A 24,939-nucleotide genomic window follows, 5' to 3' on the forward strand; every position below is an offset into this window, starting at 1 on the left:
TGATCGCAGACCGGATGCCGCCGGCGGGCAGCACGGGGTGCCCCGGCAGGTCGCCGGGGCACCCTGGTCAGCTCAGCGGACGACGAGGTTGCCGCCGGTCAGCCTCAGCTCCTGGCTCTTCGCGCCGGTCCATTCCGACGAGAAGAGCAGCGTGCTTCCGTTCCAGAGGGTGACCGCGAACGAGTCCGCCGATCCTGGCGAACCCCGGTCGCTCACCGTCACCTGCAGGGTCAGCCCGCTGGCCACCAGCGTCGGGGTCGAGGTGGTGACGTCGTTCAGGTTGGCCTTCGCGCGAAGGTCAGCCCGGGTGACACCGCCGGCCGCGCTCGAGCCCAGCGACTCGATCGCCGTCGTCCGGATCTCGTACGTGCGGCTGCCGCTCTGGAAGCGGACCGTTGTCGGGCTCTTCGGTGTCAAGTCGACCTGTGAGCCGAGCCTGGCCGGATACACCCCGGCGGACTTCAGCGGCCGGATGGTGCCGCTGCCCGTGATCGAGCCGGCAGACCTGGCCACCGTGACCAACCCGGTGTCGCTGCCCACGTAGTAGCCACCAACCGAGACGGTGATCGTGTGCGAGCCCAGCGACAACGGCGCGGCGCACGACGCGGACCCCACCGTGAAAGCGGTGCCTACCAGGCCGACCGGGGCCGTGCACAGCGTCGTCCCGCCTTCCGTGAACGTCACCGTGGCGTTGCGGACGTCGCCCGGCGCGCGGTCCGTCGGGGCCGCCAGCGCCGCGCCGTCCCGGACCGTCGCCCGCAGCACGACGGTGCCGGCAGAGGCGAGCGTGTCACCCGTGTACGTCACCTCGGCGTCCTCCCGGACCACCACGATCGTGAAGGACGTGGTGCCCGCGACCCCGGTGGAGTCGCTGACGGTGACCGTGACGGGATAGCTGCCCGGGGCCGCCGTCGCCGCTCCGGCGACCGTCCAGGTCCGGGCGCCCGGCCGGACGGAGTCACCCGACGTCGACGCGACCGCCAGTGACATGCCCGCCGGCAGGCCCACGGCCGTCGCCGTCAAGGCCGAGCCCGCCGTGTCGGCGTCGGTCGCCCGCACCGTCACCCGGGGCGACAGGGCGTCGCTGTACTGCACCTGCGCGACACCGCCCGGAGCGTCCGACGACACGACCGGCGCAGCGTTGATGGTCAGGTCGGCGTCGTTCAGGTCGAAGAAGATGTTGCCGACCGCCTCGATCTTGATGCGGCCGCGCGTCGTGCCGACGTTCGGCAGCGTCACCGACTCGGTGCCGTCGTTCGCGGTGCTGGCGGCCAGGACGTGCGGGAAGGTCGCCCCGCCGTCGACGGACAGCGAGATGCGCACGTCCGCCGCGTTGACCGGCGCCGCGTCGGTCCCCGCCACGTCCCAGCTCAGGGCGACTGGCGTGCCACCCTCCAGCGTGGTCGCCGCGGACTGCGACGTGACCAGGAACGGCCCGGCAGCAGGCGCCAGGGTAACCGCGACGTCCGCGTTGGCCACACCGCCGCCACCCGAGTGGCCGTCGCGGGCGGTCAGGCGGAAGTGCATCGTGCGGTCGTTGTCGAAGCCGACCCAGTCCGCGGTGGGCAGGAACTCCGAGTAGCAGTCGCGCACGTCGGCCGGCACGTTCGAGCCGCCGGACGTCGGCGGTGGCGGGGCCGGGGGACAGGTGCCGGTCACCGCGTTCGTGTTGCCCGCGGCGATCTGGGCCAGGTCGGGGAAGACCCGGGTCGGATCCGTCGACACCGCGTTCTCGCCTGGGGAGTAGTACTCCAGCGTGTCGGTCGGGCTCACGATCGCCGCGGTGCCGAACTGGCGGAACAGCGGGCCGTTCGTCTTCACGTTGTTGACCAGCGCCGTCCCGACCGTGCTGCCGCCGGAGCTGCCACCGCGGTCGTTCTGCTCCCACAGGTAGGTGAGGGTGTCGCCCTCGGCGTCGGTGGCGCTGCCGGTCAGGGCGAACGGCGTGCGCACCGGGATCGTCACGGCGGCGGGGACGGTGACCACCGGGGCGTGGTTGCCGGTCAGCTCGACCACGTTGCCGCCGTTGTCGATCGGCCCGCCCTTGGCCGTCTCGCCGACGAACCCGGACGCGCCGGCGAACGTCAGCCCGAGCGCGGCCACGTTGGCCGCACCGCCGAAGGTGACCTGGAACCCGACGTCCGTCAACGCACCCGTGCCGCCGAACGCCGCCACGGTGACGGGCGCGCCGACCACGGCCTCGACGGCCGCGTCGATGTCCGTGAGCGTGTACGACGTACCCCGCACGATCGGCGCGGAGGAGACCCCACCGAAGTCGAGCGTGAACGAGTCGCCGTCGGTGTCGAAGTCGCGCAGCGAGACCGTCTGCACCTCGTTGATCGCCGGCCGCGCAGAGGTGACGTACGTCGTGATCTCGGTGAAGCTGCGCTGCGACCAGTAGGGATCGCTGTGCGGCTGGAGGTCGTCCTGCCGGCAGATCCCCGCGTACGCCATGATGGACGACCCGCTGCCCGGCTCGACCGAGTTCGCGGCGCTCCGGTTGCCGCCCGAGCAGTTGAGCTGGGTGCCGTTGAACGTGTGGTTGCCGGCGAACTGGTGGCCCATCTCGTGGGCCACGTAGTCGACGGCATAGAAGTCGCCGACCGGCGTCGGCAGGCCCGTGCAGCCGCGCGCCTTGCCGTCACCACCCACGACGCCGAGACCGGCCACGCCGCCGCCCGCGACGCCGAGACCGAGGTGCCCGACATCGTAGTTGCTGGCGCCGACGAGTTGGCCGAGCACGATCCGGTTGCGGTTCAACGTGCCGCCGGTGCACCCGGTGAGCTGGGCCGGCGTGAAGCACGCCGACGCGCCGCAGGGCCCGTTGGGCTCGGTGGCCAGCGCCGCCGTGTTCAGGTTGGTCTTGTCGGTGTCGTTGATCAGCACGAGCCGGATGGCCGTCTCGTCCTCGTACACCTGCGTCACCCGGTTCATCAGGGTGACCTTGGCCGCGGTCACGTTCGCCGCGCCGAAGAAGGTGGCGTACGACGGGTCGGTGACCAACGCGACCCGATAGGTGCGCAGGGACACGGGCGCCCCGGCCACCGCGGCGACCTCGTCGGAGAGCGCGTCCGCGGCCTCCGTGACGTCCTCCCGCTCGACGAACTCGCCATGGTCGTCGGTCAGGTCGCGGCCGTAGTAGCTCGCGTACAGGCTCTGGTCCTGGTTGTAGTAGGGGTCGATGTACCAGGCACCGTGCGGCGAGCGGACCGACGCGTGGAACCCCAACGGCGTCAGGTCCGCCCGGATCGTCGCGGTCGGGTCGTCGATGCCCTTGCCGGCGTACGTCGTGATCTCCGGATGCTTGGCGGCGAGCCCGGCTTCCATCACCGGTGAGTCGACGAGTGTGAAGCGCTGGAACCCGCCGGCCGGGGTGGGTAGCGAGATCACCAACGGTCCCGCTGCGCGGGCGTGCGCCTTGGACAGCTGCGACGTCAGTGCGGCCCGGTCGAGGGTGTGCGCGGCGAGCCGTTTGGCCTTGATGTCGGCCCGGTGGGCGCCCTTGGCCGCCGCCGGCTTTCCGCTGACCCTGGTCCACGGCGCCTTCGGGTCGGCGGGAGCGGCGGCGGCAGGGGCTGACGCGACCATCGGCAGCAGTGCCGCCACGAGCAGGGCGACCACGACGGCGGCGAGCCTTCGCCTCCCATGGCCCGAGTCTCGATTGTGGACAGGACGGGTCACGGCCATCGGGCTCATCTCCTTCGACGGGCAGACGCACCGACACCGTATTCAGTTCGTCGATGCCGTGACCATGGTCCGTACGGAGGAGAAATCGAGAACTGTCAACGCTTGGTGATCACGGCCTGGAGGTAGTCCATCCGCAGGACCAGGGTGGCGTCGTCGGAGACGTTGAAGCGCTTGACCGTCTCGACCATCTCGGCCCGCAGGTCCGCCGCGCGGTCGGGCTCGAGGGCGCCGAGGGCCTTGTGGGTCGGGCCGTAGAAGCTGCCGAAGAACTCGGCCTGGTGCTCGGGCGACGGGAACCGCCACAGGAACTCGCGGGCCGGTGCCTCGATGGTGACCTCCGGGCCGAACAGCTCCCGCAACCGCTCGGCGCTGCCCCACTGCGCCGGCGGCCGGAGCCCGGGCGGGGGCGGCACGTAGCGGCCGAGGGCCTGGAAGAGCTGGCCGACATAGCTGTCCGGGGTCCAGTTGACCATGCCGATCCGGCCGCCGGGCCGGCACACCCGCAGCAGCTCGGCCGCCGTCTTCTCCTGGTCGGGGGCGAACATGGCGCCGCAGGTCGACAGGACCGCGTCGAACGAGTCGTCGGCGAACGGCAGCGCCTCGGCGTCGGCCTCCTGGAACGTCGCCTCCAGGCCTTCGGCCCGGGCGCGGCCGCGGGCGCGCTCCAGCAGCGAGGGGACGTAGTCGACGCCGGTGACCTGGCAGAACCGGCGGGCCGCGGCGAGGCTGGCGTTTCCGTTGCCGCAGGCCACGTCCAGCACCCGTTCGCCGGCGCGCAGGTCGACGGCCTCGCACAAGAGCTCCGCGGTGAGCAGCAGGCGGGTGCCCACGGCCGAGTAGTCGCCCGAGGCCCAGGCGGCCTGCTGCTTCTGCTTGATGACGGTGGTGTCCATTGTGTTCCTCCTTGTCGGGTCAGGAGGAACGCTATGGACTCTCGGCCCTGGACGAATCGGGGACGCGTCCCCAACTCCCGTCGGCCGGCTCCCCATCTTTCGCCGGGGCGATCCCTAGCTCGGCGGCGCGCGCGGCGGCCTCGTGCCGCGACGCCACGGCGAGCTTGGCGAGGACGGCGGAGACGTGGTGGCCCACCGTCTTGGTCGACAGCGACAACCGGGTGGCGATCTCGGCGTCGCGCAGCCCGTCGGCGACCAGCACGAGCACCTCGACCTGCCGCGCGGTGAGGCCGGCCGGGTTGACGGAGGTGGACCGGGTCGGCCCTCGGGGGACGCGTACGCCACGGGTGCGCAGATCGCGGCGCAGCCGCTCGGCCGTCTGCCGGGCGCCCAGCGCGTCGAGCCCGGCCAGCGCCTCCAGCACCGCCGCGTCGTCCGTGGAGTGTGCCAACGCCAGAGCCCGGTGGTACGGGCAGCCGAGCGCCTCCCACGCCGCGGCCGCACCGCGCCAGTCGCCCCCGAACAGGAGCCGGTACGGCTCGGCGGCCACCAGGTCGGCCGGCACCGGCGTGCCCGCCAGCAGCAGCCAGTAGCCCAGCTCGCCCGCGAACCACGGTTGACCGGCCTCGACGGCGAGCGCGAACGTCTCCTCCAAGGCGGGGTCGGCGCCCCCGTGCAGCCACCGGTGCTCGGCCCGCGCCGCGACCGCCGGGGCGATCCACTGCAGGTCGCCGGTCGCGAACGCGAGGTCGGCGGCCTCGGCGAGGGTGGCGTCGGCGGCCGGGTCGCCGCGCCGGGCCTGGAGCAGGCCCAGGGGCACCAGCGCGTCGACCACCCGGGCGCCACCGTGCACGAGCTCGGCCAGGGCCTCGCGCGCGTCCCGCTCGGCGCCCGGCCAGTCGCCCCGGTCGAGCCGCAGCCGGGCCCGATGACCGAGCAGGTGCTGCGTGTAGCCGGCCAGCTCGCGGGGCCGGGTGAAGGCCAGCGCCCGGTCGAGGTCGGCGCCGGCGTGGCGGTAGTCGCGCAGCTCGCTGGCGGTGGTGGCCAGGTTGCACAGGGCGCGGGCGGCATGGTCGTCCAGCCCGGACGCGACCGCGACCTGGAACGCCTCGTCGAGGGCGGCCCGGCCGCCCGCGTCACCGCCCTGGAGCCGGGCCGTGCCGATGTTGGTCAGCGCGTGGGTGAGGATCTCCTGGTCGCCGAACTGCCGGGCCAGCTCGATGGCCGGCGCGGCCCACCGCGCCGCGGCCGACAGGCGGTACGCGAGCATGTCGAGCTGGGCCTGGTTGCTGTAGGCCATCGCGAGCCGCGGGCCGGGCGGCAGCTCGCGCAGCACCGCGATCGCCTGGGCCGCCGTCTCCTCGGCCGCCGTCCGGTTGCCGTCCCACCAGTGCAGGCGCGACAGCCACCGCAGGCCGTCGCCGACCTTCTCCCGGTCGCCGGCCGCCTCCCGCAGCGCCAGCGCGTTCCGGCGGGCGGTGACCGCCTCGGCGGAGAGCCCCGACAGGTAGCACTCGACCGAGTAGCCCTCCAGCACCTCGGCGGGCACCGGCGCGCCGAGCCGCTCGGAGTGGGTGAGCACCGCGCGGTAGTGCCCGACGGCCTCGCGGTGCGCGGCGACCGCGGCCGCCTGCCGCGCCGCTTCGGGCCCGTACCGCAGCACCGCGCCGTCGTCGCCGGCCTCGCGAGCGTGGTGCATCAGCCTGGCCACGTCGACCGGGCCGCCGGAGAGGGCCGCGAGGATCCGCCGGTTGAGCTCGCGGCGGTGCAGCACCGACAGCGATCCCTCGACCGCCCGCCGGAGCAGCTCGTGCCGGTACGCGACCGCGTCGTCGCGGACGACGAGCAGCCCGGCCGTCTCGACCCCGGAGGCCGGCACGGTCGCGAGGCGCTCCAGCAGCCAGAGCTCGGCCGAGGTCGGGATCACGGCGACGAGCCGGAGGACCTCGCGCACCTCCTCGGGCAGACCGCCGACGCGGGCCAGCACCAGGTCGCGAATGGTCATCGGCACGCCGGCGTCGGCGGTGGCCAGCACCTCGGTGACCAGCAGCGGGTTGCCGCCGGTCAGCGCCCGCAGCCCGGTCGCCGGCCGCCCGGCCCGGTGCGCGAGCTCGGCGACGGCAGCGGACGACAGGCCGTCGAGCGGCAGCCGCCGCACCGACTCGGCGGGGAGGCGACCGACGACGGTCCGCAGGGGATGGTCGGCCGCGAGCTCGTCGTCGCGGTAGGTGACGACCAGCAGCGCCGAGGTGGTCGCGATCCGCCGGCCGAGGAAGACCAGCAGGTCCAGCGTCGCCTCGTCGGCCCAGTGGGCGTCCTCGACGACCACGACCCGCTGGTGACCGCCACCGTCGAGCTCGTCGAGCAGCGCCGTGAAGAGCTGCTCGCGGGAGCCGCCCGCGGCCAGCAGCGCGGCGAGCCGGCCACCCGTCTGGCGACCGAGGTCGTGCAGCGGACCCAGCGCGCGCGGGGTGAGCAGCGGGTCGCAGGCACCGACCAGGAACCGGGCTTCGGTCGCGTGGCGCCGCGCGAAGTGCCGCACGAGCGCCGACTTCCCGATGCCGGCCTCGCCCGTGACGAGGACGACGCTGCCGCGCGCGGCGGTCAGCGCCTCGGCCAGTGCGTCCAGCACCGCGGCACGCTCGAGCAGCTCCATCAGGAGCGACGCTACCGGCTTACGGAGGCTCGATGCCTCCGTCGGGACGGCGGATCCGGGTCGACCAACGCTCGTGGCCGTAGTGCCGTGGCGGATACTTCGCCGCCGCCTTCTCGTCGAGGTCGATGCCCCAGCCGGGCGCCGGCGACGGGGTCAGGTAGCCGTTCGTGTGTCGCAGCGTGCCGGGGAAGACCTCGTGCACCTCCTCGGCGTACACGTGGCCCTCCTGGATGCCGAACGCGTGGCTGGACACGTCGAGCGCCAGGTTCGCGGCCATCCCGACCGGTGACACGTCGGCCGGCGAGTGCCACGCGGTGCGCACGCCCGCCAGCTCGCACAGCGCGGTCAGCTTGCGGGCGGGGGTCAGCCCGCCGATGGCCGAGATGTGCAGGCGCAGCAGGTCGACGCCGCCGGCCGTGACGAGCCGGGCCGCGTCGGGCACCGAGCCCACCTGCTCGCCGGCCGCGATCGGCACCGGTGCCGCCGCCCGCAGCTCCGGCAGCCGGTCGTAGTGCTCCGGCGCGATCGGGTCCTCGACGAAGAACAGGCGGTAGGGCTCCAGGGCCCGGCACAGCACCAGCGCCTGCTTGACCGTGAGTCGGCTGTGCACGTCGTGCAGCAGCGAGACCTCGTCGCCGAGCGCGTCCCGGGCGGCCGCGAACAACCGCGGGGTGACCGCCAGGTACCGTTCGACGTCCCAGCCGTCCGGGTTGGGCGCCGAGGGGTACGCACCCGGGATGCCCGGGGCGCCGTACGTGCCGACGCCCGGGCCGCCGGTCTGCAACCGGACGTGGCTCAAACCGGAAGCGATCAGCTCGCGGGCGTGGTCCACCGTGTCGGCGATCGTCGCGCCGCTGGCATGCAGGTAGATCGGTACCGCCGCCCGCACCCGGCCACCGAGCAGCTCGTAGACGGGCATCCCGGCCCGCTTGCCGGCGATGTCCCACAGCGCCATGTCCAGACCGGACAGGGCGTTGTTGAGGACCGGACCGTTCCGCCAGTACGACGACAGGTGCACCATCCTGGTGATGTCCTCGATGTCGGCGGGGTGCCGGCCGACGACCAGCTCGGCGAGGTGCTCGACGACCGCTGCCACCGCACCCGCGCGCTGGGTGAAGGTCGCGCAACCCAGGCCGTACAACCCGTCCTCGGAGGTGTCGACCCGCACCACGACGAGCGTCGCCTCGGGCGCGGTGACGATCGCCCGCACCCGGGTGATCCGCAGCCCGTCGCGCGCCGCCCAGGGCGGCTGGGCCTCCTCCATCGTCATGCCGGCTCCTCCTCGATCAACGTGCGTGAGCCTAACGGCCGGGGCCCCAACGGCAGTGACCGCGCGGCCGTGAAGCCCAGCAGCCGCCGGGCCGGCTCCAGGTCGACCGGCAGCGTCCGCCCGGGGAACCGCGCCCGCGTCGGCACGCCCGGCAGGAACGCGGCCAGCAGGTCCTCGGTGGGATACGGCGCGAGCGTCTCCGGCGCGGCGACGAACAGCACGTGGGCGCCGACCGGTGCCGCGCTCAGCCCGAGCAGGCAGGCCGCGGCCGCGTCGGCGACGTGCAGGTAGGACCACAGCTCCAGGGCGCCCGACGCCGGGTCGGCGTGGAACTCCTCCGACCGCCGGAGCAGCCGGTCGTTGCCGCCCAGAAAAGGGAAGCGCAGCGCCGTCACCGCCATCCCGTGCCGTCGGGCGACCATCGCCGCCGTCGCCTCGTCGGCCTGCTTCGACAGCGCGTACGGGTCGGAGACCTGCAGCGGATGCCGGATGTCGACCGGCAGGTAGACGGGCTCGAGCGGGACCTGCGCCCAGGCCAGTCCCAGCACGGACATGCTGCTGGCCAGCACGACGCGGCGGATGCCGGCCAGCGCCGCGGAGTGCAGCACGACGAAGGTGGCCCGGGTGTTGCCGCCGAACACCGCCAGCGGCGTGTCCAGCGTCGGCGCGGGGATCGCGGCGAGGTGGATCACCGCGTCGACGTCGGCGAGCGCCCGCTTCACCACGGCGGGGTCGCCGGCGTCGCCCACCACGACCCGGTCGGCTCGCAGGTCGCCGGGGTCGACCCGGTCCAGCGCGGTCACCTGGACACCGGTCAGCGCGTCGAGCACGGCCCGGCCGAGCAGGCCCGCCGCGCCGGTGACCAGCACCCGGTCAGTTCTTGACCGCACCGGACAGCCCGTTGACGAAGTACCGCTGGAGGGCGAGGAACAGCACGATCACCGGGACGACGAGGATCAGCGAGCCGGCCATGATCTCGTTGTACGAGGGCACGGTGCCCGACGCGAGCCGCTCCAGCGCGAGCGGAAGCGTGTAGCGGGACTCGTCGTTGAGCGACACCCGGGTGAGCACGTACTCGTTCCAGGTCGGCACCGCGGTCAGCACGCCGATGGTGATCAGCGTGGGCCGGGCCAGCGGCAGGTAGACGCGCCAGAAGATCCGCCACTCGCCGGCGCCGTCGGCGGTCGCGGCGTCGTGCAGGTCGAGGGGTATCGCGCGGAACGCGTTGGTCAGCATCAGCACGGCGAGGGGCGCGGTGCCGTTGACGAACGGCAGGATCAGGCCGGCGTGCGTACCCAGGATGCCCAGTTTGTTCTCCAGGATGGTCAGCGGGAGCAGCACCGTGATGCTCGGGACGAACAGGAGGGCGACGAAGAACCAGAACACGACGCGCCGGCCCGGGAACTCGATCATCGCGAACGCGTACCCGGCGAGGCTGTAGACGACCAGCACGCCCAGCACCGTGAGGCCGGTGACCTGGAGGCTGTTGAGGAAGTAGTCGAAGAAGTGCAGCCGGCTCCAGGTGTCGGCGAGCGTGTCGAGGGTCGGCCGGCGGGGGATCAGGTGGCCGCCTTCGAGGATCTCCAGGCGGTCCTTGAACGCGCCGGAGACCATCCAGACGAACGGGTAGAGGCTGACGGCGGCGTAGACGATGAGCGCGAGCAGCGGGACGATCCGTCTCATCGTTGCCCCCGCAGCAGCCGGGCGTTGACCACGGCGAGCAGCAGCGCGGCCAGGAAGATGAGCCAGCCCAGGGCGCTGGCGACACCGAGCGTGGGGGACAGGCTCTGGAAGAACGCCTGCTGGTACGCCTTGAGCCCGAGCACGTCGGTGTGCCCGGCCGGACCGCCGTTGGTCATGATGAGGAAGATCTGGAAGCCCTGCATGGTGTCGCGCAGGCCGAGCAGCACGATCGCGACCGTGATCGGCACGAGCAGCGGCCAGGTGATGTGCCGGAGCCGCCGGACCGCGCCCGCGCCGTCGAGCGCGGCGGCCTCGATCACGGCGGGATCGATCGCCTGCAGGCCGGCCAGGTAGAGCAGCATCGCGACCGGGACGCTGCCCCAGATCATGATGACGATCAGGGTCGCCAGTGCCGTGTCCGGGTCGGCGAGGAAGCCCTGCGGCCGGGCCAGGCTGCCGAGCCCGACCGCCCGCAACGCCAGGTTGACGGCGCCGTCGGGTTCGAGCACGTAGCGCCAGGCATAGTAGACCGCGATGCCGGCCGTCACGTACGGCAGGAAGAAGATCGACCGCAACGTGCCGCGCAGCCGGGTGATGCTGTTGAGCAGGGTGGCCAGCGGCAGGGCGATCAGGACGGTGCCGAACGAGACGGCGACCATCGCGATCCCGGTGTTCAGGGCGGCACCGCGGATCTCCGGCGCCAGCCGTGGGTCGGCGTAGAGCAGGTCGCGGTAGTTGTCCAGGCCGACCCAGTCCCAGCTCGGGGAGAAGCCGTTCCACTTGGCGAAGCTGAGCCCGAAGCTGTAGACCAGCGTGTAGAGCCCCATCACCAGGAAGAGCACGACCGCGGGGGCGATGAACGCGTAGCCGACCAGGGCCCGGCGCCCCCGCTGCCGGGACCTGGTGGTGCGGCGCGGCTCGCGTACGAGCCGCGCCGCCACACTGCTGTCGGTGGTGACGGCCACTTACTTCGCGTCCCACATCGCCTTGATGACGGTGTCGAGCGTGCGGCCGGTGGTGGCCGCGTCGGCCTCGCCGAGGGGAGCGAGCTTCAGCAGCGGGTTGCCCATCTCGACCTCGTCGTAGTCCGGCGGGCGGAAGCCCCGGTTGCCGGCGTCGTAGGTGCTGTCGGCCGGTCCGGTGAAGAACTGTTGCAGCGCCGCTAGCTCCGGCCCGATCAGCGTCTCGGCCTGCGTGCCGAGGTCGGTGGCGGGCAGGTCGAGCGAGCCCTTGGCGAAGATGCCGGCGCCCTCGGGCGAGGTGAGGAAGTCGACCCACTGGCTTGCTGCGGCGGCGTTGCCGCTGGTCGAGGTGACCGACAGGCCGGTCAGCGCCAGCGGTGCCAGCCGCAGGTCGCTTACGGCGCCCCCGGTCGCGGGCGGGATCGGGAAGGCCAGCACGTTCTCGGGCTTCATGCCGTTCTGGGCGAGGAAGGCCAGGGTGAACGTGCCGCCGACGTTGAACGCCGACTTGCCCTGCGCGAACGCGATGTCGGCCTCGTCGATGCCGAGCGCGCTGACGCCGGGGATCCAGTAGGGCTTGAGCTGCGCGTACAGGTCGAGCGTCTTCAGCCCGTCCGGCGAGCCGAAGCCGGCCGTCGTGCCCTTGCCGAACAGGGCTTCGAACTTCTGCTGACCGAGGTACGCGAACGCGAGCTGCTCGTACACCCAGTTGAAGCCGGTCTGGGTGACCTTGAGCCCGAGCGAGAGCCCGCCCTGCTCCTTGTCGGCGGTGGTGGTCGCCTTCAGCGCACTCAGGAACTCCTCCCAGGTGGCCGGCGGCTTGGCGGGGTCGAGGCCGGCCTTGGCCAGCTTCTCCTTGTTGGCGTAGACGATGCCGAACGTGCCGGCGGTGAACGGGACACTGTAGAGGCTGCCGACGGTCGCGCCGGACAGCTCCTCGACGCTGTCCTTGCGCTGCTGGGTGACCCGGCCGGACTCGCGCGTGGGCGCCAGGAACCGGTCGAGCTTGCCGTCGAAGTCGCCCTTGAGGTCGGCGAGCAGCCCGCCGCCGCCGACCCGCAGGTCCTCGCCGCCGGAGTGCAGCTCGAGCACGTCGGGCAGGTCCTTGGTCTGTGCCGCACTCTGGATCTTCGCGGTGAAGACGTCGTCGGGCGTGAACGCCTCGATCTTCACGTCGATGCCACTCTTGGTCTTGAACGCGGCGGCGGCCTGTTGCAGGGCCTCGACGTGGGTGCGCTTGAACGTCCACATCGTGAGGCTCTTGCCGCCGTCGCCGCTCTCGTCGTCGCCGCCGCACGCGGCGACGGACAGGCTCAGGGCGACGGCGGCCACCGCCGCGAGGAAGCGTCTGTTTCCGATCATGGTCTGGCCCTCCCGCTGGACGAAGGGGATCTATCGGGCTAGCAAATCGTTAAGACTGACCGGCAATCTACCCGCAACCCGGCGGAAGTCAAGAGGCTCTATATGTACGGGCGTCAGTCAGGTCGACTGGCGACGGATCAACTGGGTCGGGATGACGATCTCCCGTGGCGGGCCGGCCACCCCGTCGATCCGGTCGAGCAGCAGCCGCGCGCAGGCCACCCCGATCTCCCGGGCCGGGTTGGCGATCGTGGTGAGCTGCGGGGTGACCAGGCTGGCCGCGTCGATGTCGTCGAAGCCCATCACCGCGAGGTCGTCGGGCACCCGCAGCCCGCGCTCCCGGGCCGCGTCGAGCGCCCCGATCGCCATCATGTCGTTGGCGCACAGCACCGCGTCGGGCCGTTTCCGTTGGCGGATCAGCTTCTCCACGCCGTGCGCGCCGCCGGCGCGGCTGAAGTCGGTGTGCACCACGAGGTTCTGCTGTGGACCGACGCCGGCCTCCGCGAGGGCGGCGCGGTAGCCGGCGACCCGCTCGGCGGCCGGCCCCTCGGCCGCCGGCCCGCAGATGAAGGCGATCCGCCGGTATCCATTGTGGATCAGGTAGCGGACCGCGTCGCGGGCGCCGCCCTCGTCGTCGCTGTGCACGAGGTCGACGCCGGGCTGCGTCTGCCGTCCGCCGAGCCGGACCACCGGGATCTGCGCGTCGATCACCGGCTGGAGGTCGTCGGGGTTGGTGTTGAAGACGGCGAAGGCGACGCCGTCGACCTGCCGCGAGATCATCTTGTCGAGGGCGGCCCGCTCCAGGTCGCGCACGCCGTTGGTGTTGGTGATGATCTCGTCGTAGCCGGCCGGCCCGAGCACGTCCTGCACGCCGCGGGCGAGCACCGGGTAGAACGGGTTCGTGATGTCTGGGATCACCAGGCCGATCGTCAGGCTGCGGCCGGCGCGCAGGCCCCGGGCGACCACGTTGGGCCGGTAGCCGAGCTCCTCGATCGCGTCCATGATCCGCTGCCGGGTCTGCGCCGACACCGGCCGGCGCCCGTTGAGGGCGTGCGAGACCGTGGTCGCGCTGACCCCGGCGAGCTGCGCGACCTGGCCGATCCGCGGCCGGTCGCCGCGAAACGCCACCCGGGACCTCCTCGGTTCGGTGTCCTGCTGTGGCCGGATCGTACCGCGCGCGCAGTGACGTCCGTCGAACTCAGTCAGACACGCCGGGGGAGTCGGTACCCCAACGTAGTTGACCGGTGACCTAAAGTTACCGGCGTTTGCCACAACAGGGGAGTCACGGGGAATGGGATCGTCGCATGTCGCGCTGCCCTCGGACGGGCGGCCGCACCTGCTGCGGGAGTGGGGGCACCTGGTGCCCGCCAGCTGGCGATGGGCCGCGGATCGGGACATTCCCGTGGCCGTCGACGCCGACCCGCGGGCGATCCGCGCCCTGTTGCGCGCCACCTACCCGCGATTGGTCCCGACGCGGGTCCTGGCGCCGCCGCCGCACGACACCACGTTGTGGCTTCCGCCGTCCGTGGCCCTGCGGCTCGCGACGGAGGCGCGGCTGCCGCGCCTCGCGCCCGCGCCGGAGCGGCGTCGACCGAGCGTCCGCATCCGCGGGGGCCGGTCCGACCCCGAGGTGGCCGAGGCCGCGTTGGCGGCGGCGGACGAGGTCGACGAGTGCGCCGTGGTCGTCCGCGAGTCCGTCCTGATCGGATACCTGACGTTGCTGCCCGGCTGGCACGCCGAGCCTGAGGTGCTGCGCGACTACCTGGCGAACCGGGTCGCCGCGCCCCGGGTGCCGCGCCGGTTGCTGGTGCTCGACCGCTTCCCACGGACCCCGGACGGCGCGATCGACCGTAGTGCCCTGCCCGCCGGCTAGGCCCGGTCGCGCTGGGCGCGCAGCGCCGCCGTCGACCGCTCGACGGACAGCGGCGGCGAGAGCAGGTGGCCCTGGCCGTAGCCGCAGCCGAGGTCGAGCAGCGCGTCGAGCTGGGCCTGGGTCTCGATGCCCTCGGCGAACGCCTTCATCGACAGGGAGTCGGCCACCGCCATGATGGCCCGGACGATGCCGCGGCCGCCGTTGCCCGCCTCCGGCATCGCCGCCACGAACGAGCGGTCGATCTTCAGCCCTTCGACCGGGAACCGCTGGAGATAGGCCAGGCTGGAGTACGACATCCCGAAGTCGTCGAGCGCGAAGTGCACGCCCGCGTCGCGCAGCGACGACACCTGGCTGGAGATGTCCTCGGCGGTGTCCATGTGCTCGGTGACCTCGAGCCAGACGTCGGTCGGGTCGACACCGGCCGCCCGGATCACGTCGAGCAGCTCGCCGTGGCCGCGCTCGAGCTGCACCGCGGAGATGTTGACGCTCATCGTCAGGTGCTCCTCCGGGAACTCGCGCTGCCACATCGCGAGCTGCCGGCACGCCTGGTCGAGCACCCAGGCGCCGATCGGGACTATCGCGCCGGTCTCCTCGGCGAGCGGGATGAACACGTCAGGAGGCACGTTGCCGCGCTCCGGATGGCGCCAGCGGGCCAGCGCCTCGAACGAGCGGATCGTGTTGCTCTTCAGCTCGACCATCGGCTGGTACACCACCGAGAGCTGACCCTGGTCGAGCGCCTCGGACAGGTCGGAGCGCAGGTCGAGCCGGTCTATCGAGCGGTGCGAGGCCTCGTCGTCGAAGACCTCCAGCCGGCCGGTGCCGCGTGCCTTGGCCGCGTACATCGCGGCGTCGGCGTCGCGCAGCATCGCGCTGGCCGAGGCGGTGCCGCGCCGGCCGAGCACGGCGCCGATGCTGGCGGTGACCTCGACGCGCTCGCCGCGCAGCGGGAACTCGTCGGCCAGCGCGACCTGGATGCGCCGGCCCATGTCAGTGAGGTCCGTCAGGTCGGAGGCGCCGTTGATCAGCAGCACGAACTCGTCGCCGCCGAACCGGGCCAGCATGTCGCCCGGCCGCACCACCTTGCGCAGCCGCTGCGCCACCTGCTGGATCAGCTCGTCGCCGGCCTCGTGGCCGAGCCGGTCGTTGACCGCCTTGAACTTGTCGAGGTCGAAGAAGAGCAGCCCGGCGACGCCGGTCGGCGAGTTGGCCAGCGCCTCGTCGATCCGCTGCGCGGCGGTCATCCGGTTGGCCAGGCCGGTCAGCGGATCCCGCGAGGCCCGCCGGTGCAGCTCCTGCTCGCGGGCCTTCAGCCGGCGGTAGTGCTCGCCGTTGGCCATGGCCACGCTCAGGTAGCTGGCCAGCACCTGGGCGATCTCGACCGACGACTTGCCGAACGACCGGACGCGCCGGCCCCGGGCCGCCAGCACCGCGATCACCGTGCCGTCGCGCATCACCGGGACCAGCAGGATCGGGTCGTCGCTGGTCGGGTTCGGACCGACGTACGCCTCGCCGGCCGCCAGCCGCGACCAGCCGGGCAGGTCGGTGGCGGGTCTCGGCCACCGCTTTCCCGTGTCGCCGGCGGCGTCGGCCACCGCGGCCACCTCGGCGAGGTCGTCGCGCACCGTCAGGACCCAGGCGGCGTCGGTGCCGGTGAGCTCGCGCAGCAGCACCACGGCCTCGTCGAGCAGCGACCCGACGTCGAGGTGGCGGGCCAACCCGGGGCCGGCCTGGGCCAGCCGCTCGATGGCGGCGCCGCGCTCCCGCGACTCGACGGCCGAGTACATCCGGTAGGCCATCGAGAGCAGCACCTGGAGGTCGGCCGGCGTGAACAGGTCGCCACCGCTGCGGTAGAGGGCGAGCACGTCGCCGGCGAACTCGGTGCCCATGCCGGAGAGCGGGATCCACGCCGCCGACGTGCCCTCGACGTCGCGCAGCGGCGGCGGGCGGTCGGCGGGCGGCACGGCGTGCCGGGCCGCGGCGCTGCCGGAGGTGATCACCCGGCGGGCCGTCGGGCCGACCGGCCAGCCGTCGGTGAACGCCGGGTCGTCCTCGGGCAGGCCGCAGGACGCGGTGACGAACAGCCGGTCGTCGATCGCCTCGGCGATGCACACCACGTCGGCGGCGAACACCTCGGACAGCACGGTCAGGGTGCGGTCGATCAGCCGGCCCGGGGACGACGGCGTGCCGATGACGGTCAACAGCCGGATCAGCCGGGCGGTGTCGCGGTAGGCGGCCGCAGCCGCGCCCTCCGCGCGGGAGAGGGCGGCGCGCAGGGTCTCCGCCTCGGACTCGAAGCGGGGTGTCTGCGGGTCCCCGTAGGCCACCATCGGCCGGTCAGAGTGCCATCGCGGCGATGGTGGCGTTGTGGTAGCCCGCCACGCCGGTGGTGCGCGCGAACTCGCCGTACGTGTAGTAGCCGAACGTGGGCGCGTTGCCCGCCGCCCGTTGGAGCCGGCGCGCCTCCTCGTGGCCGCGCTCGCCCAGGATGTCGAGCCGGGCGACGCAGTCGAACACCAGCACGACGGCCGGCTCCTCCGCCTCGACGACGCCGGCCACCACCCGCTCGCCGACCTCGAGGAGGTCCTCGGCGTCGCAGGAGACCACCTGGACGGCGGAGAAGGGCGGCAGCGGCGAGAACGTGCGCAGGTCGCCGTCGCTGTCGATGAACGCGCCGCGGATCAGCAGGGAGCCGTCGGGCTGGATGAGCCCGAAGGCGTGCTCCGAGTGGTATCCGCCGGCCCGGGGATAGAGCTTGTGGTCGGTCACGCGCGGCCGGAAGTTCTCCTTGTAGACCTCCAGCGCGGGCCGGCCGCCGAGCTCACGCACTATCTGCCCGTCGACCCCGCTGAGCATCAGCGGCAGGCTGGTCGGCTGCCAGCCGTGCCCGCCGATCACCCGCAGCGGCCGGTCCGAGCCGATCCAGATGGCCACGGCGGCGTCGCGCAGCACCTTGTCGCCGGCGAACACGAACGTCTCGGCGAGGTTGCGGTCGTCGGCGGCGGCGCCGCCGACCACCGGGATCTGGAACCCCGTGACCTTGTGGATGCCGTTGAGCAGCTCCTGCTGGTCGCCGGCCAGGCCGTCGGAGAAGATCAGCACGGCCTCGTGCGGCGAGCGCTCCGGCCCCACGGCGTCGAGCGCGGCGCGGGCCAGCGAACGCCCGGCGCGGGTGGCGTCGGCCTGCACGCCGGTGGCGTGCCCGAGGCCGAAGCGGTAGCCGCCACCGGCCAGCGCCAGCACGGCGATGCCGTCGCCGGGCTCGGTGAGCTTGCCGTTGTGTAGCTGGCCGGAGCTCGTGGCACCGGCGATCACGGCCGGGCCGGCGGCCGCGTTGACGGTCTTCAGCACCGTCTGTAGGTCGTACCGGACAGAGGCGTACACCAGGACCAGATCGGGCTGGCGGCCCTCTAGCGGGCGCAATGCCTCGTTGACCGCCTTCTCGGCGGCCACACGCGTGTCGGTGCCGTTGCCGGTGCCGACGCCGCGGTAGGCGCGGTTGCTGGTCAGGACCCTCACCCCCCACACGAATGCGTGGTCGGACAACCACCGATTGTAGTGGTGAGGCCTGCTCGTCTTCAGGGTGCAGTGGCCCTGGTCATACCGTGTTCTGGGGCGGTTGGCACCCGGTGGTCCCCGAGGGGCGGGAACCACCGGGTGCCGTTGCTCACCCTACGACCGACTTGAGCGGGATACCGGCCGCGCGGAGGTCACTGACCAGATCGCGCAGGTACGGGTGCTCGTCGGCCTGCAGGCCCTCGGGGTTGGGGATGACCACCCAGGCGTCGCCGCCGGCCTGGCTGACGCGGGCGGTGCCGGTGTAGCCGTCGACCACCCGCTCGGCGCGGGCCAGATCGCCCGAAGCGACCTTGATGGTGATCGGGCGCCACTCGCCGCCCAGGTTCTCCGGTGCCGGCGCGGCCGCCGCGGCGGCGCGGGCCGGGTCGGTCCCTGCGGGGCCGGCGGTGCGGGCCAGCGGCTGTCCCGCCGGGTAGAGCACCGAGTTGGCGAGCATCTGGATGCCGCTCTCGTTGTACGCCCGGAACAGCGGGTTGAAGGCGAACAGCACCGCCCGGCCGGCCCCGGTGGGCTCGTCGACCACGGCCGCCGTGCCGGCGAGCAGGTGCTCGTCGACCGTGAAGCCGTTGTGCCAGAAGGTGTCGTCCGTGGGGTAGGTGACGACGTTGGTGCCGGTGGTGCTCGGGTTGAGGATCGGGTCCTCGTTGTTGAACTCGAAGTCCTCCGCCGGCCGGCCGGCGCCCACCGGGCTGCTGCCGTCGACGTCGACCCGGAAGTGCGAGCCGATCACGGTGTAGTCGGGGGTCTGGGCCTTCTCGGTGGTCGAGGTGAGCCCGGCCGCCCGGGCGACCCGGGTGCCTTCGTTGCGCAACCCGATGTACGTGTTGCCGGCGGCCACCCAGTTGCGCAGGTTCTGTTGCCCGGCCGCGGTCAGGCCACCGGTCGCGCTGCTGCCGTCCGGCACGAGCACCACCGTGCGGTCGGTGAACGCCGCGGTGTTCTCGTTGATGTCGGCCGTGGTGACCGGCTTGAGGTCGAGGCCCCAGCGGCTGCCGAGCACGTAGCGCGCCTCGCCGTAGGAGCCGGAGGTGGTGGAGATGCCCGTGCCCCGGAACAGGCCGACGTCGGGCAGGGTGACCGCGGTGCCGGAAGGCTTCTTGCGGTTCGCGGTGAGCGTCACGCCGAGCCCGACGGCGCGGTCGTCGAGCGCGCGGGTCAGCCCCGCCTCCGGGAACGAGGCCACGTTCGCGTCGTCGCGGCTGACGGCGACGCCGGCCCCGAGCAGCGCGAAGGTGAGCTCCGCGGCGCCGGCCGAGTCGAGCCGGAACTGGTAGGAGCCGCCCCGACGCGCCGTGTCGTCCTTGCCGCCGGCCGGCCGCGTCACGCGCTGCGCCTTGGGCTTCAGGTCGTCGCCGGTGTAGACGGTGTCGATGCCCATCAGGAGCGGGTTGCTCCAGGACGACACGTCGTAGAAGTACGGGAAGGGAACGTACGGGTCCTCGCCCAGCGTCGCCTGGATCCAGTGCTTCTGCGGCTGGGCCATCGGGATCCAGTAGGCGCCCTTCGGCACCCGCAGGTTCTTCGCCGTGCGCCCGCCGAACACGTTCGCGTTCCGTACCGTGATCGAGTCCTTGAGCTGGTAGACCTCGACGTCCATCGCCCGCAGCCGCTCGACCAGCCGGCGCACGTCGGCCTGCTGGCGGTCGGGAAGCAGGAAGTACGACTTGATCTTGATGTCCGGCACCGGGAACTGCACCGTGTTGTCGGGCTGCACGACCTCGTTGGGCTCGAGCGCCCCGGCCTTGCCCTCGGCCAGCGCGTCTTCCCAGATCTTGAAGTAGCCGCTCAGGACCTCCCGCTTGTTGTCGGAGGCCCAGCCGATCGTCGACCACTGGGTGTTGAACTGCTGCTGCACCCGGTCCTGGACGGCCGACGCGCTGCCCTTCTCGTACGTCATGCCGGCGGCCCCGAAGCCCGCGGCCGGCACGGTGTCGCCGTACCCCATGTAGAAGAGGTCGTAGACGTCGTAGTTGAAGTAGCACTCGGTGGTGACGGTGTCGGTGCAGGCGCCGTTGTAGCCGAAGCCGGCCTTGTTGGCCTCGCCGATCCGGTTGATCCAGTCGACCGGCTCGCTGGCGATCTCGTGGTGGATCGGGTCGGCGTTCGGCGGGAAGAAGTAGCGCCGGCTGCCCATCTCGTGCGCGTCGACGAAGACCTGCGGCGGGTACCTCCGCAGCAGCTCGATCTTGCTGTCGGTCTCGGGCTGGGTGCGGGCGAACCAGTCGCGGTTGAGGTCGAAGCCGTACTCGTTCTGCCGGCGGCTGGCGGCGCGGCCGTCCGGGTTCTGGGTCGGGATGATGACCGTGAGCAGGTTGTCGTTGCGCTCGCGCACGTCGCAGGACAGGCCGGCGGCGAGCTCGTAGAGGGACTTCAGCGCGGCGTCGGCGCCGCTGGTCTCACCACCGTGGACGTTGCCGGCGATGTAGACGATGGCCGGGTCCTCGCGCGCGATCTTGGCCGCCTTGGAGCGCGACATCGTGCGCGGGTCGCGCAGGTCGCGGACGTTCTCGGCGATCTGCGCGAGCCGCGACCTCGTGACGTGCTTGGAGTCCGAGACGATCGCGTACGGCAGCGGCTGGCCGGTGACGCTGGTGGTCATCGTGCCGGTGACCACGCGGTCGGAGGCCTGGTCGACGGCCGCGACGTAGTTGCGGATCTCGTCGTTGGTGACGACCCGCTGCTGTCCGACGCCGAGCGGGAAGCCGAGGAAGGCCTCCGGGCTCGGAACGCCGGCGAGGTGGGCCGCTGGGTTCGGGTCACAGGTCGGACCATGGTTGGTGGCGGCCGCGGGGACGCCGTTGAGCAGCGGCAGCGTGCCGGCGAGGAGCAGCGCTGTCGCCGCACCCGCCAGCCGTTTCGCGCGGTTTGGTAGTCGCATTTAACCCGCTTCCCTTCCAAGAAAGGTGGAGTGAAAGGCAAAACGAGCGTAGGACCTGACATTTCCCAAGGTCAATCGACTCGGCGGGGCTAGGAGAAATCTTGAGGTCGGATGTCGAAACCGGGCCCGCCCGTTCGCTGCACCGGTGAGGACCGCCCGCGACGTGCGGGTGGCGTCGACGCAAGGAGACCGACATGTCGTTCCAGGCCTACCTCGACGCGGCGGAGGACAAGACCGGTAGGACCCCGCGCGAGCTGGTCGACGAGGCCCGCGCCCGGGGCTTCGACGCTCCCGCGGTCAAGGCGACCACCATCGTGGAGTGGCTGCGCGACGACTACGGCCTCGGCCGTGGGCACGCGATGGCCCTGGTCCACGTCATCAAGAAGGGGCCGCAGATCTCGTCGAAGCACGTCGGCCGCGCCGGCTCGCACGGCGACGCCTCCGACCTGCTCTGGCTGGACGGGAAGGCGAACCGGCCGGCATAGTCGCGGCATGTCGCTTGAACCCATCGAGCGGGCCTCGGTCGACGAGCTGCGCGCCGTCCAGCTGGACCGGCTCCGCTGGTCCCTGCGGCACGCCTACGACAACGTCCCGCACTACCGGTCGGCGTTCGACGCGGCCGGCGTACACCCGGACGACCTGAAGTCCCTGGACGACCTGGCGGCGTTCCCGACGACCAGCAAGGACGACCTGCGGGCCAACTACCCGTTCGGGATGTTCGCCGTGCCGCGCGAGCGGGTGGTCCGGGTGCACGCCTCGTCGGGCACCACGGGCCGGCCGACGGTGGTCGGCTACACGAAGGACGACATCACCACCTGGGCCCGCCTGATGGCACGGTCCATCCGGGCCTCCGGCGGGAGCCCGGGTGACGTCGTGCACGTGGCGTACGGCTACGGCCTGTTCACCGGCGGCCTCGGCGCCCACTACGGCGCCGAGGAGCTCGGCTGCACCGTCGTGCCGGTGTCCGGTGGGATGACCTCCCGGCAGGTCATGCTCATCCAGGACTTCCAGCCGTCGATCATCATGGTGACGCCCAGCTACCTGCTCGCGATCGTCGACGAGATGGAGAAGCAGGGCGTCGACCCGCGCGGCACCTCGCTGCGGACGGCGATCCTCGGCGCGGAGCCGTGGACCGAGGACATGCGCCGCGAGATCGAGGACCGGCTCGGCATCGACGCGGTCGACATCTACGGCCTGTCGGAGGTGATGGGCCCGGGCGTGGCCAACGAGTGCGTGGAGACCAAGGACGGCCCGCACATCTGGGAGGACCACTTCTATCCGGAGATCATCGACCCGGTGACCGGCGCGGTGCTGCCCGACGGCTCGTTCGGCGAGCTCGTCTTCACCTCGCTGACCAAGCAGGCGATGCCGGTGGTCCGCTACCGCACCCGCGACCTGACCCGGCTGCTGCCCGGCACCGCGCGCCCGATGCGCCGGATGGCGAAGATCACCGGGCGCACCGACGACATGATGATCGTGCGCGGGGTCAACGTGTTCCCAACCCAGATCGAGGAGCTGATCCTCGGCACCGCCGAGCTCTCGCCGCATTTCCAGTGCGTGCTGCGCCGGTCGGGCCGGCTGGACTCGCTGACCGTCCGGGTCGAGCGCCGGCCCGGTGTCGACGCTTCGGCGGCCGCTCTCGCGCTGGCGGCGATGGTGAAGGACCGGATCGGCGTCACCATCGAGGTCGAGGTGCTGGAGCCGGACGGTGTCGAGCGCTCGATGGGCAAGATGCGCCGGATCGTCGACGAGCGCTAGGTCGGCAACAGGCGTGGGCGGCGGCGGGCGGCGAGGTCCTCCACCCAGCCGACGTGCATGACCACCATGACGAGCAGCCAGAGGCCGATCGCGGTGTAGCCGACCTCCGCGATCGTGTCGCCGAACACCCAGACGCGCAGCAGGTCGCCGAGCGGGAAGGCGGCCGTGATCGCGGCGTTGTGCCACAAGTAGATGGTCACGGCGCGCGAGTTGAGCAGGGTGACCGCGGCGTCGGCGCGTCGGCGCCTGGTGAGCCAGTCCATCCTGGGCGCCAGCCGCAGCAGCACGAGGACGAAGCCGATCGAGTAGACCGCGTACGCCACCGGGCTCTCGCCCAGGTCGACGCCGCCGGCGCCGTGGTGGGTGAGCACCCAGCCGACCGCGCCGAAGGTGGCCACCACCGAGATCGCGAGGACGGTCGGGAGGCGCAGGCGGCGCAGGTCACCGTCGCGGTGCGCGAAACCGAGCAGCCAGCAGGCCGCGAACGTCAGCACGTCCTCGACGACGGAGGCGGACCGGTCGCCGAACGGCCACGGCGCGAGCTGGTAGAGCGGCAGGATCGCCAGCGGGGCCAGCACGGTCAGCAGCCGGGCTTTGCGGTAGAACCTCAGGAGCAGGGGCGAGAGCAGGACCAGCCAGAGGTACGTGACCAGGTACCAGAGCACGCCGCTGACGGGCTCGGCCCAGGCGCTGGCCGGTGGCTCGGCGATCGGCAGCAGCCAGAGCAGCAACTCCGGCCAACGTGGGCGGTCGTCCCAACCGAGCAGGAGCATCGCGGGTACGAGCACCGCGGCGAGCAGCCACAGTGCGGGGAGCAGCCGCCTCACGCGGCCGCGGACCGCTCGGGTGGCCGAGCGGTCGACGGACCGGGCCATCAGGGAGCCGCCCAGCGCGAACATCACACCCATCGCGGGGAAGCCCAGGCCGAGCCAGGCGACCGGGAACATGTGGTAGAGCACGACCCGCAGGATCGCGGCGGCGCGCAGGAAGTCGAACCAGCGGTCGCGGCCGTTCTCCGGGGCTTGTTCTCGCCCGGCGGTGGCCCTGGCCCAGACGGTGGGCTCGGGCTGCCGTGGTGGCGCCGGTGGTGCGGCGGTCGCTGTGTGGTAGCGCGGCGGCCCGACCCAGTCGTCTTCCCTCGCGGTCACGGGCCGACCATAACCACGGGCGGAGCCGCGCCGCGGGCGCTCGTACCCCGGTCGGGGGAAGGCTTTCCGGTCGGTCATCGCACCCGATGGAGCCGTAACCTCAGAGTGCCGAGATCGTCTCCGGGGCGCGCTCCCGGCGGCTCAGCGCCCGCACGATGGCGACCTGGCCGTGCCGGGCGACCGCCAGGTCGGTCAGCAGCCCGAGCACCGGCCGCAGCACCGGCGGCGGGAAGTCCGGCGTCGGCAGTTCGACGCTGACCGCCAGGTCGTCACAGTGGACGGTGATCTCCATCATCCGGGTGAGCAGCAGGTCGTCGAGGCTCAGCGCCCAGCCCGTCCACGGCAGCAGCACGCTGGTGTCGCCCGGCACGGCGGGCAGGGTGCCCCGGATCGCGACGAGGTCCGCGCGCAGCGTCTCGACCACCCCGGCGTGGCCGGCGGCGGCGAACTCGTCGCTCTGCGCCCGGATCGCCACGTTGGCCGGCGTGTCGACGTCCTTGCCGAGCCAGGCCGAGGCGCCGTAGTGGGCCATCAGGTCGCGCGGGCGCTGTTCGGTCTTGGGCGCGTCGAGCAGCTCCACCATCATGTGCACCTGCCGCCCGAGGTGACCGGCGAGGCCGCCGACGCTGAACTCGGCCAGGGCGCTCGGCTCGGCCCAGCGGTCGGCGACGGCCGGGTCGGCGAGCAGGTCGACGGCGATCGCCGCCGCGTCGAGATAAGCCGCGCTGTGCATGCGGCCGACCCTAGTCTCTAGTTGATCGCGACGCTGACCTCGGTGGACTTGACCAGGGCGAGAACCTCGTCACCTTCGCTCAGGTCGAGGTCGTTGACGGCGTCGTTGGTGACCACCGCGGTGAGCGCGCCGCCGCCGTCGACCGCCACCTTCAGCGTGGTCATCGCGGCGCCGCCGGTCAGCGACGTGATCCGGCCGGGGAGCTGGTTGCGGATGCTCAGGTCGCCGACGGCGCCGGTGGCCAGCGCGACGTCGGTCGCCTTGACCAGCATCGTCACGGGCAGACCGGCGATCAGCTCGAGCTCGTCGGCGCTCTCGCGGGTGATCGCCGCGGTCACCTCCTGGCCGCTGGCGAGCTGGGCCTTCACGGCGGCCATCGCGTCGCCACGGGACACCGACAGGATCGTGGCGTCGAGTTGGTTGCGGATGCTGAGTCGCATGGGCCGTCCAATCGCGATCATTT

Annotated in this window: 18 protein-coding genes; 3 read left to right on the forward strand and 15 right to left on the reverse strand. The window is 72.4% G+C overall.

Annotated features, from left to right (window positions below):
* Positions 1-72: 72 nt before the first annotated feature.
* The 9 genes from CHC05_RS00375 to CHC05_RS00415 all read right to left on the reverse strand — a co-directional run bounded on the left by CHC05_RS00375 (position 73) and on the right by CHC05_RS00415 (position 13,638).
* Complete coding sequence (locus CHC05_RS00375) at positions 73-3,687, reverse strand: reprolysin-like metallopeptidase (RefSeq protein ID WP_245870592.1); 3,615 nt, start codon at positions 3,685-3,687, stop codon at positions 73-75.
* 95 nt (positions 3,688-3,782) lie between these two features.
* Entirely contained in the window at positions 3,783-4,580 is a 798-nt protein-coding gene (locus CHC05_RS00380) for a class I SAM-dependent methyltransferase (protein ID WP_089243411.1), read from the reverse strand.
* A 31-nt stretch (positions 4,581-4,611) separates the two neighbouring features.
* Positions 4,612-7,236: an ATP-binding protein gene (locus CHC05_RS00385; protein WP_089243413.1), complete on the reverse strand. Its 2,625-nt coding sequence runs from the start codon at positions 7,234-7,236 to the stop codon at positions 4,612-4,614.
* Positions 7,237-7,255: 19 nt separating this feature from the next.
* Positions 7,256-8,506, reverse strand: coding sequence for an enolase C-terminal domain-like protein (locus CHC05_RS00390; RefSeq protein ID WP_089243415.1), 1,251 nt, complete (start codon positions 8,504-8,506; stop codon positions 7,256-7,258).
* On the reverse strand, positions 8,503-9,396 hold the full coding sequence (locus CHC05_RS00395; protein WP_218824372.1) for an NAD-dependent epimerase/dehydratase family protein: 894 nt from the start codon (positions 9,394-9,396) through the stop codon (positions 8,503-8,505). Before CHC05_RS00395 ends, CHC05_RS00390 begins: the two co-directional genes overlap by 4 nt.
* On the reverse strand, positions 9,380-10,189 hold the full coding sequence (locus CHC05_RS00400) for a carbohydrate ABC transporter permease (RefSeq protein WP_089243417.1): 810 nt from the start codon (positions 10,187-10,189) through the stop codon (positions 9,380-9,382). Before CHC05_RS00400 ends, CHC05_RS00395 begins: the two co-directional genes overlap by 17 nt.
* Positions 10,186-11,154, reverse strand: a complete 969-nt coding sequence (locus tag CHC05_RS00405) for a carbohydrate ABC transporter permease (protein ID WP_089243419.1) — start codon at positions 11,152-11,154, stop codon at positions 10,186-10,188. Before CHC05_RS00405 ends, CHC05_RS00400 begins: the two co-directional genes overlap by 4 nt.
* Positions 11,155-12,513, reverse strand: a complete 1,359-nt coding sequence (locus CHC05_RS00410) for an extracellular solute-binding protein (RefSeq protein ID WP_089243421.1) — start codon at positions 12,511-12,513, stop codon at positions 11,155-11,157.
* Positions 12,514-12,630: 117 nt separating this feature from the next.
* A complete protein-coding gene (locus CHC05_RS00415; RefSeq protein ID WP_179265995.1) occupies positions 12,631-13,638 on the reverse strand; it encodes a LacI family DNA-binding transcriptional regulator in 1,008 nt (335 codons plus the stop codon).
* Between the two features lie 163 nt (positions 13,639-13,801).
* On the opposite strand from CHC05_RS00415, the gene CHC05_RS00420 reads away from it, so the two are divergent.
* The gene (locus CHC05_RS00420) at positions 13,802-14,383 is read left to right on the forward strand and encodes an AMP-binding enzyme (protein WP_089243425.1); all 582 of its coding nucleotides are present in this window, start codon (positions 13,802-13,804) and stop codon (positions 14,381-14,383) included.
* Here the strand turns inward: CHC05_RS00420 and CHC05_RS00425 are convergent.
* The 3 genes from CHC05_RS00425 to CHC05_RS00435 all read right to left on the reverse strand — a co-directional run bounded on the left by CHC05_RS00425 (position 14,380) and on the right by CHC05_RS00435 (position 20,837).
* Positions 14,380-16,710 (reverse strand): putative bifunctional diguanylate cyclase/phosphodiesterase, encoded by a 2,331-nt coding sequence (locus tag CHC05_RS00425; RefSeq protein WP_089243427.1) that lies wholly within the window; start codon positions 16,708-16,710, stop codon positions 14,380-14,382. The two genes, CHC05_RS00420 and CHC05_RS00425, sit on opposite strands and share 4 nt — an antisense overlap.
* A 7-nt stretch (positions 16,711-16,717) precedes the next feature.
* Positions 16,718-17,926 carry an FIST signal transduction protein gene (locus tag CHC05_RS00430; RefSeq protein ID WP_179265996.1) on the reverse strand — a complete coding sequence of 403 codons (1,209 nt, stop codon included), beginning with the start codon at positions 17,924-17,926 and terminating at the stop codon, positions 16,718-16,720.
* A gap of 121 nt (positions 17,927-18,047) precedes the next feature.
* Positions 18,048-20,837 (reverse strand): M14 family zinc carboxypeptidase, encoded by a 2,790-nt coding sequence (locus tag CHC05_RS00435; protein WP_089243431.1) that lies wholly within the window; start codon positions 20,835-20,837, stop codon positions 18,048-18,050.
* A gap of 194 nt (positions 20,838-21,031) precedes the next feature.
* On the opposite strand from CHC05_RS00435, the gene CHC05_RS00440 reads away from it, so the two are divergent.
* A complete protein-coding gene (locus CHC05_RS00440; protein WP_089243433.1) occupies positions 21,032-21,322 on the forward strand; it encodes a DUF4287 domain-containing protein in 291 nt (96 codons plus the stop codon).
* A 7-nt stretch (positions 21,323-21,329) separates the two neighbouring features.
* Positions 21,330-22,595 (forward strand): phenylacetate--CoA ligase PaaK, encoded by a 1,266-nt coding sequence (paaK, locus tag CHC05_RS00445; protein WP_089243435.1) that lies wholly within the window; start codon positions 21,330-21,332, stop codon positions 22,593-22,595.
* Here the strand turns inward: paaK and CHC05_RS00450 are convergent.
* From CHC05_RS00450 to CHC05_RS00460, 3 genes are all read right to left on the reverse strand, one after another.
* The gene (locus CHC05_RS00450) at positions 22,592-23,743 is read right to left on the reverse strand and encodes an acyltransferase family protein (protein ID WP_218824373.1); all 1,152 of its coding nucleotides are present in this window, start codon (positions 23,741-23,743) and stop codon (positions 22,592-22,594) included. The genes paaK and CHC05_RS00450 overlap by 4 nt on opposite strands.
* 100 nt (positions 23,744-23,843) lie before the next feature.
* Positions 23,844-24,476 (reverse strand): maleylpyruvate isomerase N-terminal domain-containing protein, encoded by a 633-nt coding sequence (locus tag CHC05_RS00455; RefSeq protein WP_089243439.1) that lies wholly within the window; start codon positions 24,474-24,476, stop codon positions 23,844-23,846.
* A 17-nt stretch (positions 24,477-24,493) separates the two neighbouring features.
* Entirely contained in the window at positions 24,494-24,916 is a 423-nt protein-coding gene (locus CHC05_RS00460) for a TOBE domain-containing protein (RefSeq protein ID WP_089243441.1), read from the reverse strand.
* Between the last annotated feature and the right edge of the window lie 23 nt (positions 24,917-24,939).

It is taken from the genome of Asanoa hainanensis (genome assembly GCF_900188485.1).
GTDB classification, from domain to species: Bacteria; Actinomycetota; Actinomycetes; order Mycobacteriales; family Micromonosporaceae; genus Asanoa; species Asanoa hainanensis.

Coding starts and splice junctions, on each gene's coding strand:
- CHC05_RS00420 (WP_089243425.1), top strand. CDS start 13,802: ATGGGATCGTCGCATGTCGCGCTGCCCTCGGACGGGCGGCCGCACCTG.
- CHC05_RS00435 (WP_089243431.1), bottom strand. CDS start 20,837: ATGCGACTACCAAACCGCGCGAAACGGCTGGCGGGTGCGGCGACAGCG.
- CHC05_RS00385 (WP_089243413.1), bottom strand. CDS start 7,236: ATGGAGCTGCTCGAGCGTGCCGCGGTGCTGGACGCACTGGCCGAGGCG.
- CHC05_RS00455 (WP_089243439.1), bottom strand. CDS start 24,476: ATGCACAGCGCGGCTTATCTCGACGCGGCGGCGATCGCCGTCGACCTG.
- CHC05_RS00460 (WP_089243441.1), bottom strand. CDS start 24,916: ATGCGACTCAGCATCCGCAACCAACTCGACGCCACGATCCTGTCGGTG.
- CHC05_RS00390 (WP_089243415.1), bottom strand. CDS start 8,506: ATGACGATGGAGGAGGCCCAGCCGCCCTGGGCGGCGCGCGACGGGCTG.
- CHC05_RS00380 (WP_089243411.1), bottom strand. CDS start 4,580: ATGGACACCACCGTCATCAAGCAGAAGCAGCAGGCCGCCTGGGCCTCG.
- CHC05_RS00410 (WP_089243421.1), bottom strand. CDS start 12,513: ATGATCGGAAACAGACGCTTCCTCGCGGCGGTGGCCGCCGTCGCCCTG.
- CHC05_RS00440 (WP_089243433.1), top strand. CDS start 21,032: ATGTCGTTCCAGGCCTACCTCGACGCGGCGGAGGACAAGACCGGTAGG.
- CHC05_RS00425 (WP_089243427.1), bottom strand. CDS start 16,710: ATGGTGGCCTACGGGGACCCGCAGACACCCCGCTTCGAGTCCGAGGCG.
- CHC05_RS00400 (WP_089243417.1), bottom strand. CDS start 10,189: ATGAGACGGATCGTCCCGCTGCTCGCGCTCATCGTCTACGCCGCCGTC.
- paaK (WP_089243435.1), top strand. CDS start 21,330: ATGTCGCTTGAACCCATCGAGCGGGCCTCGGTCGACGAGCTGCGCGCC.
- CHC05_RS00375 (WP_245870592.1), bottom strand. CDS start 3,687: ATGGCCGTGACCCGTCCTGTCCACAATCGAGACTCGGGCCATGGGAGG.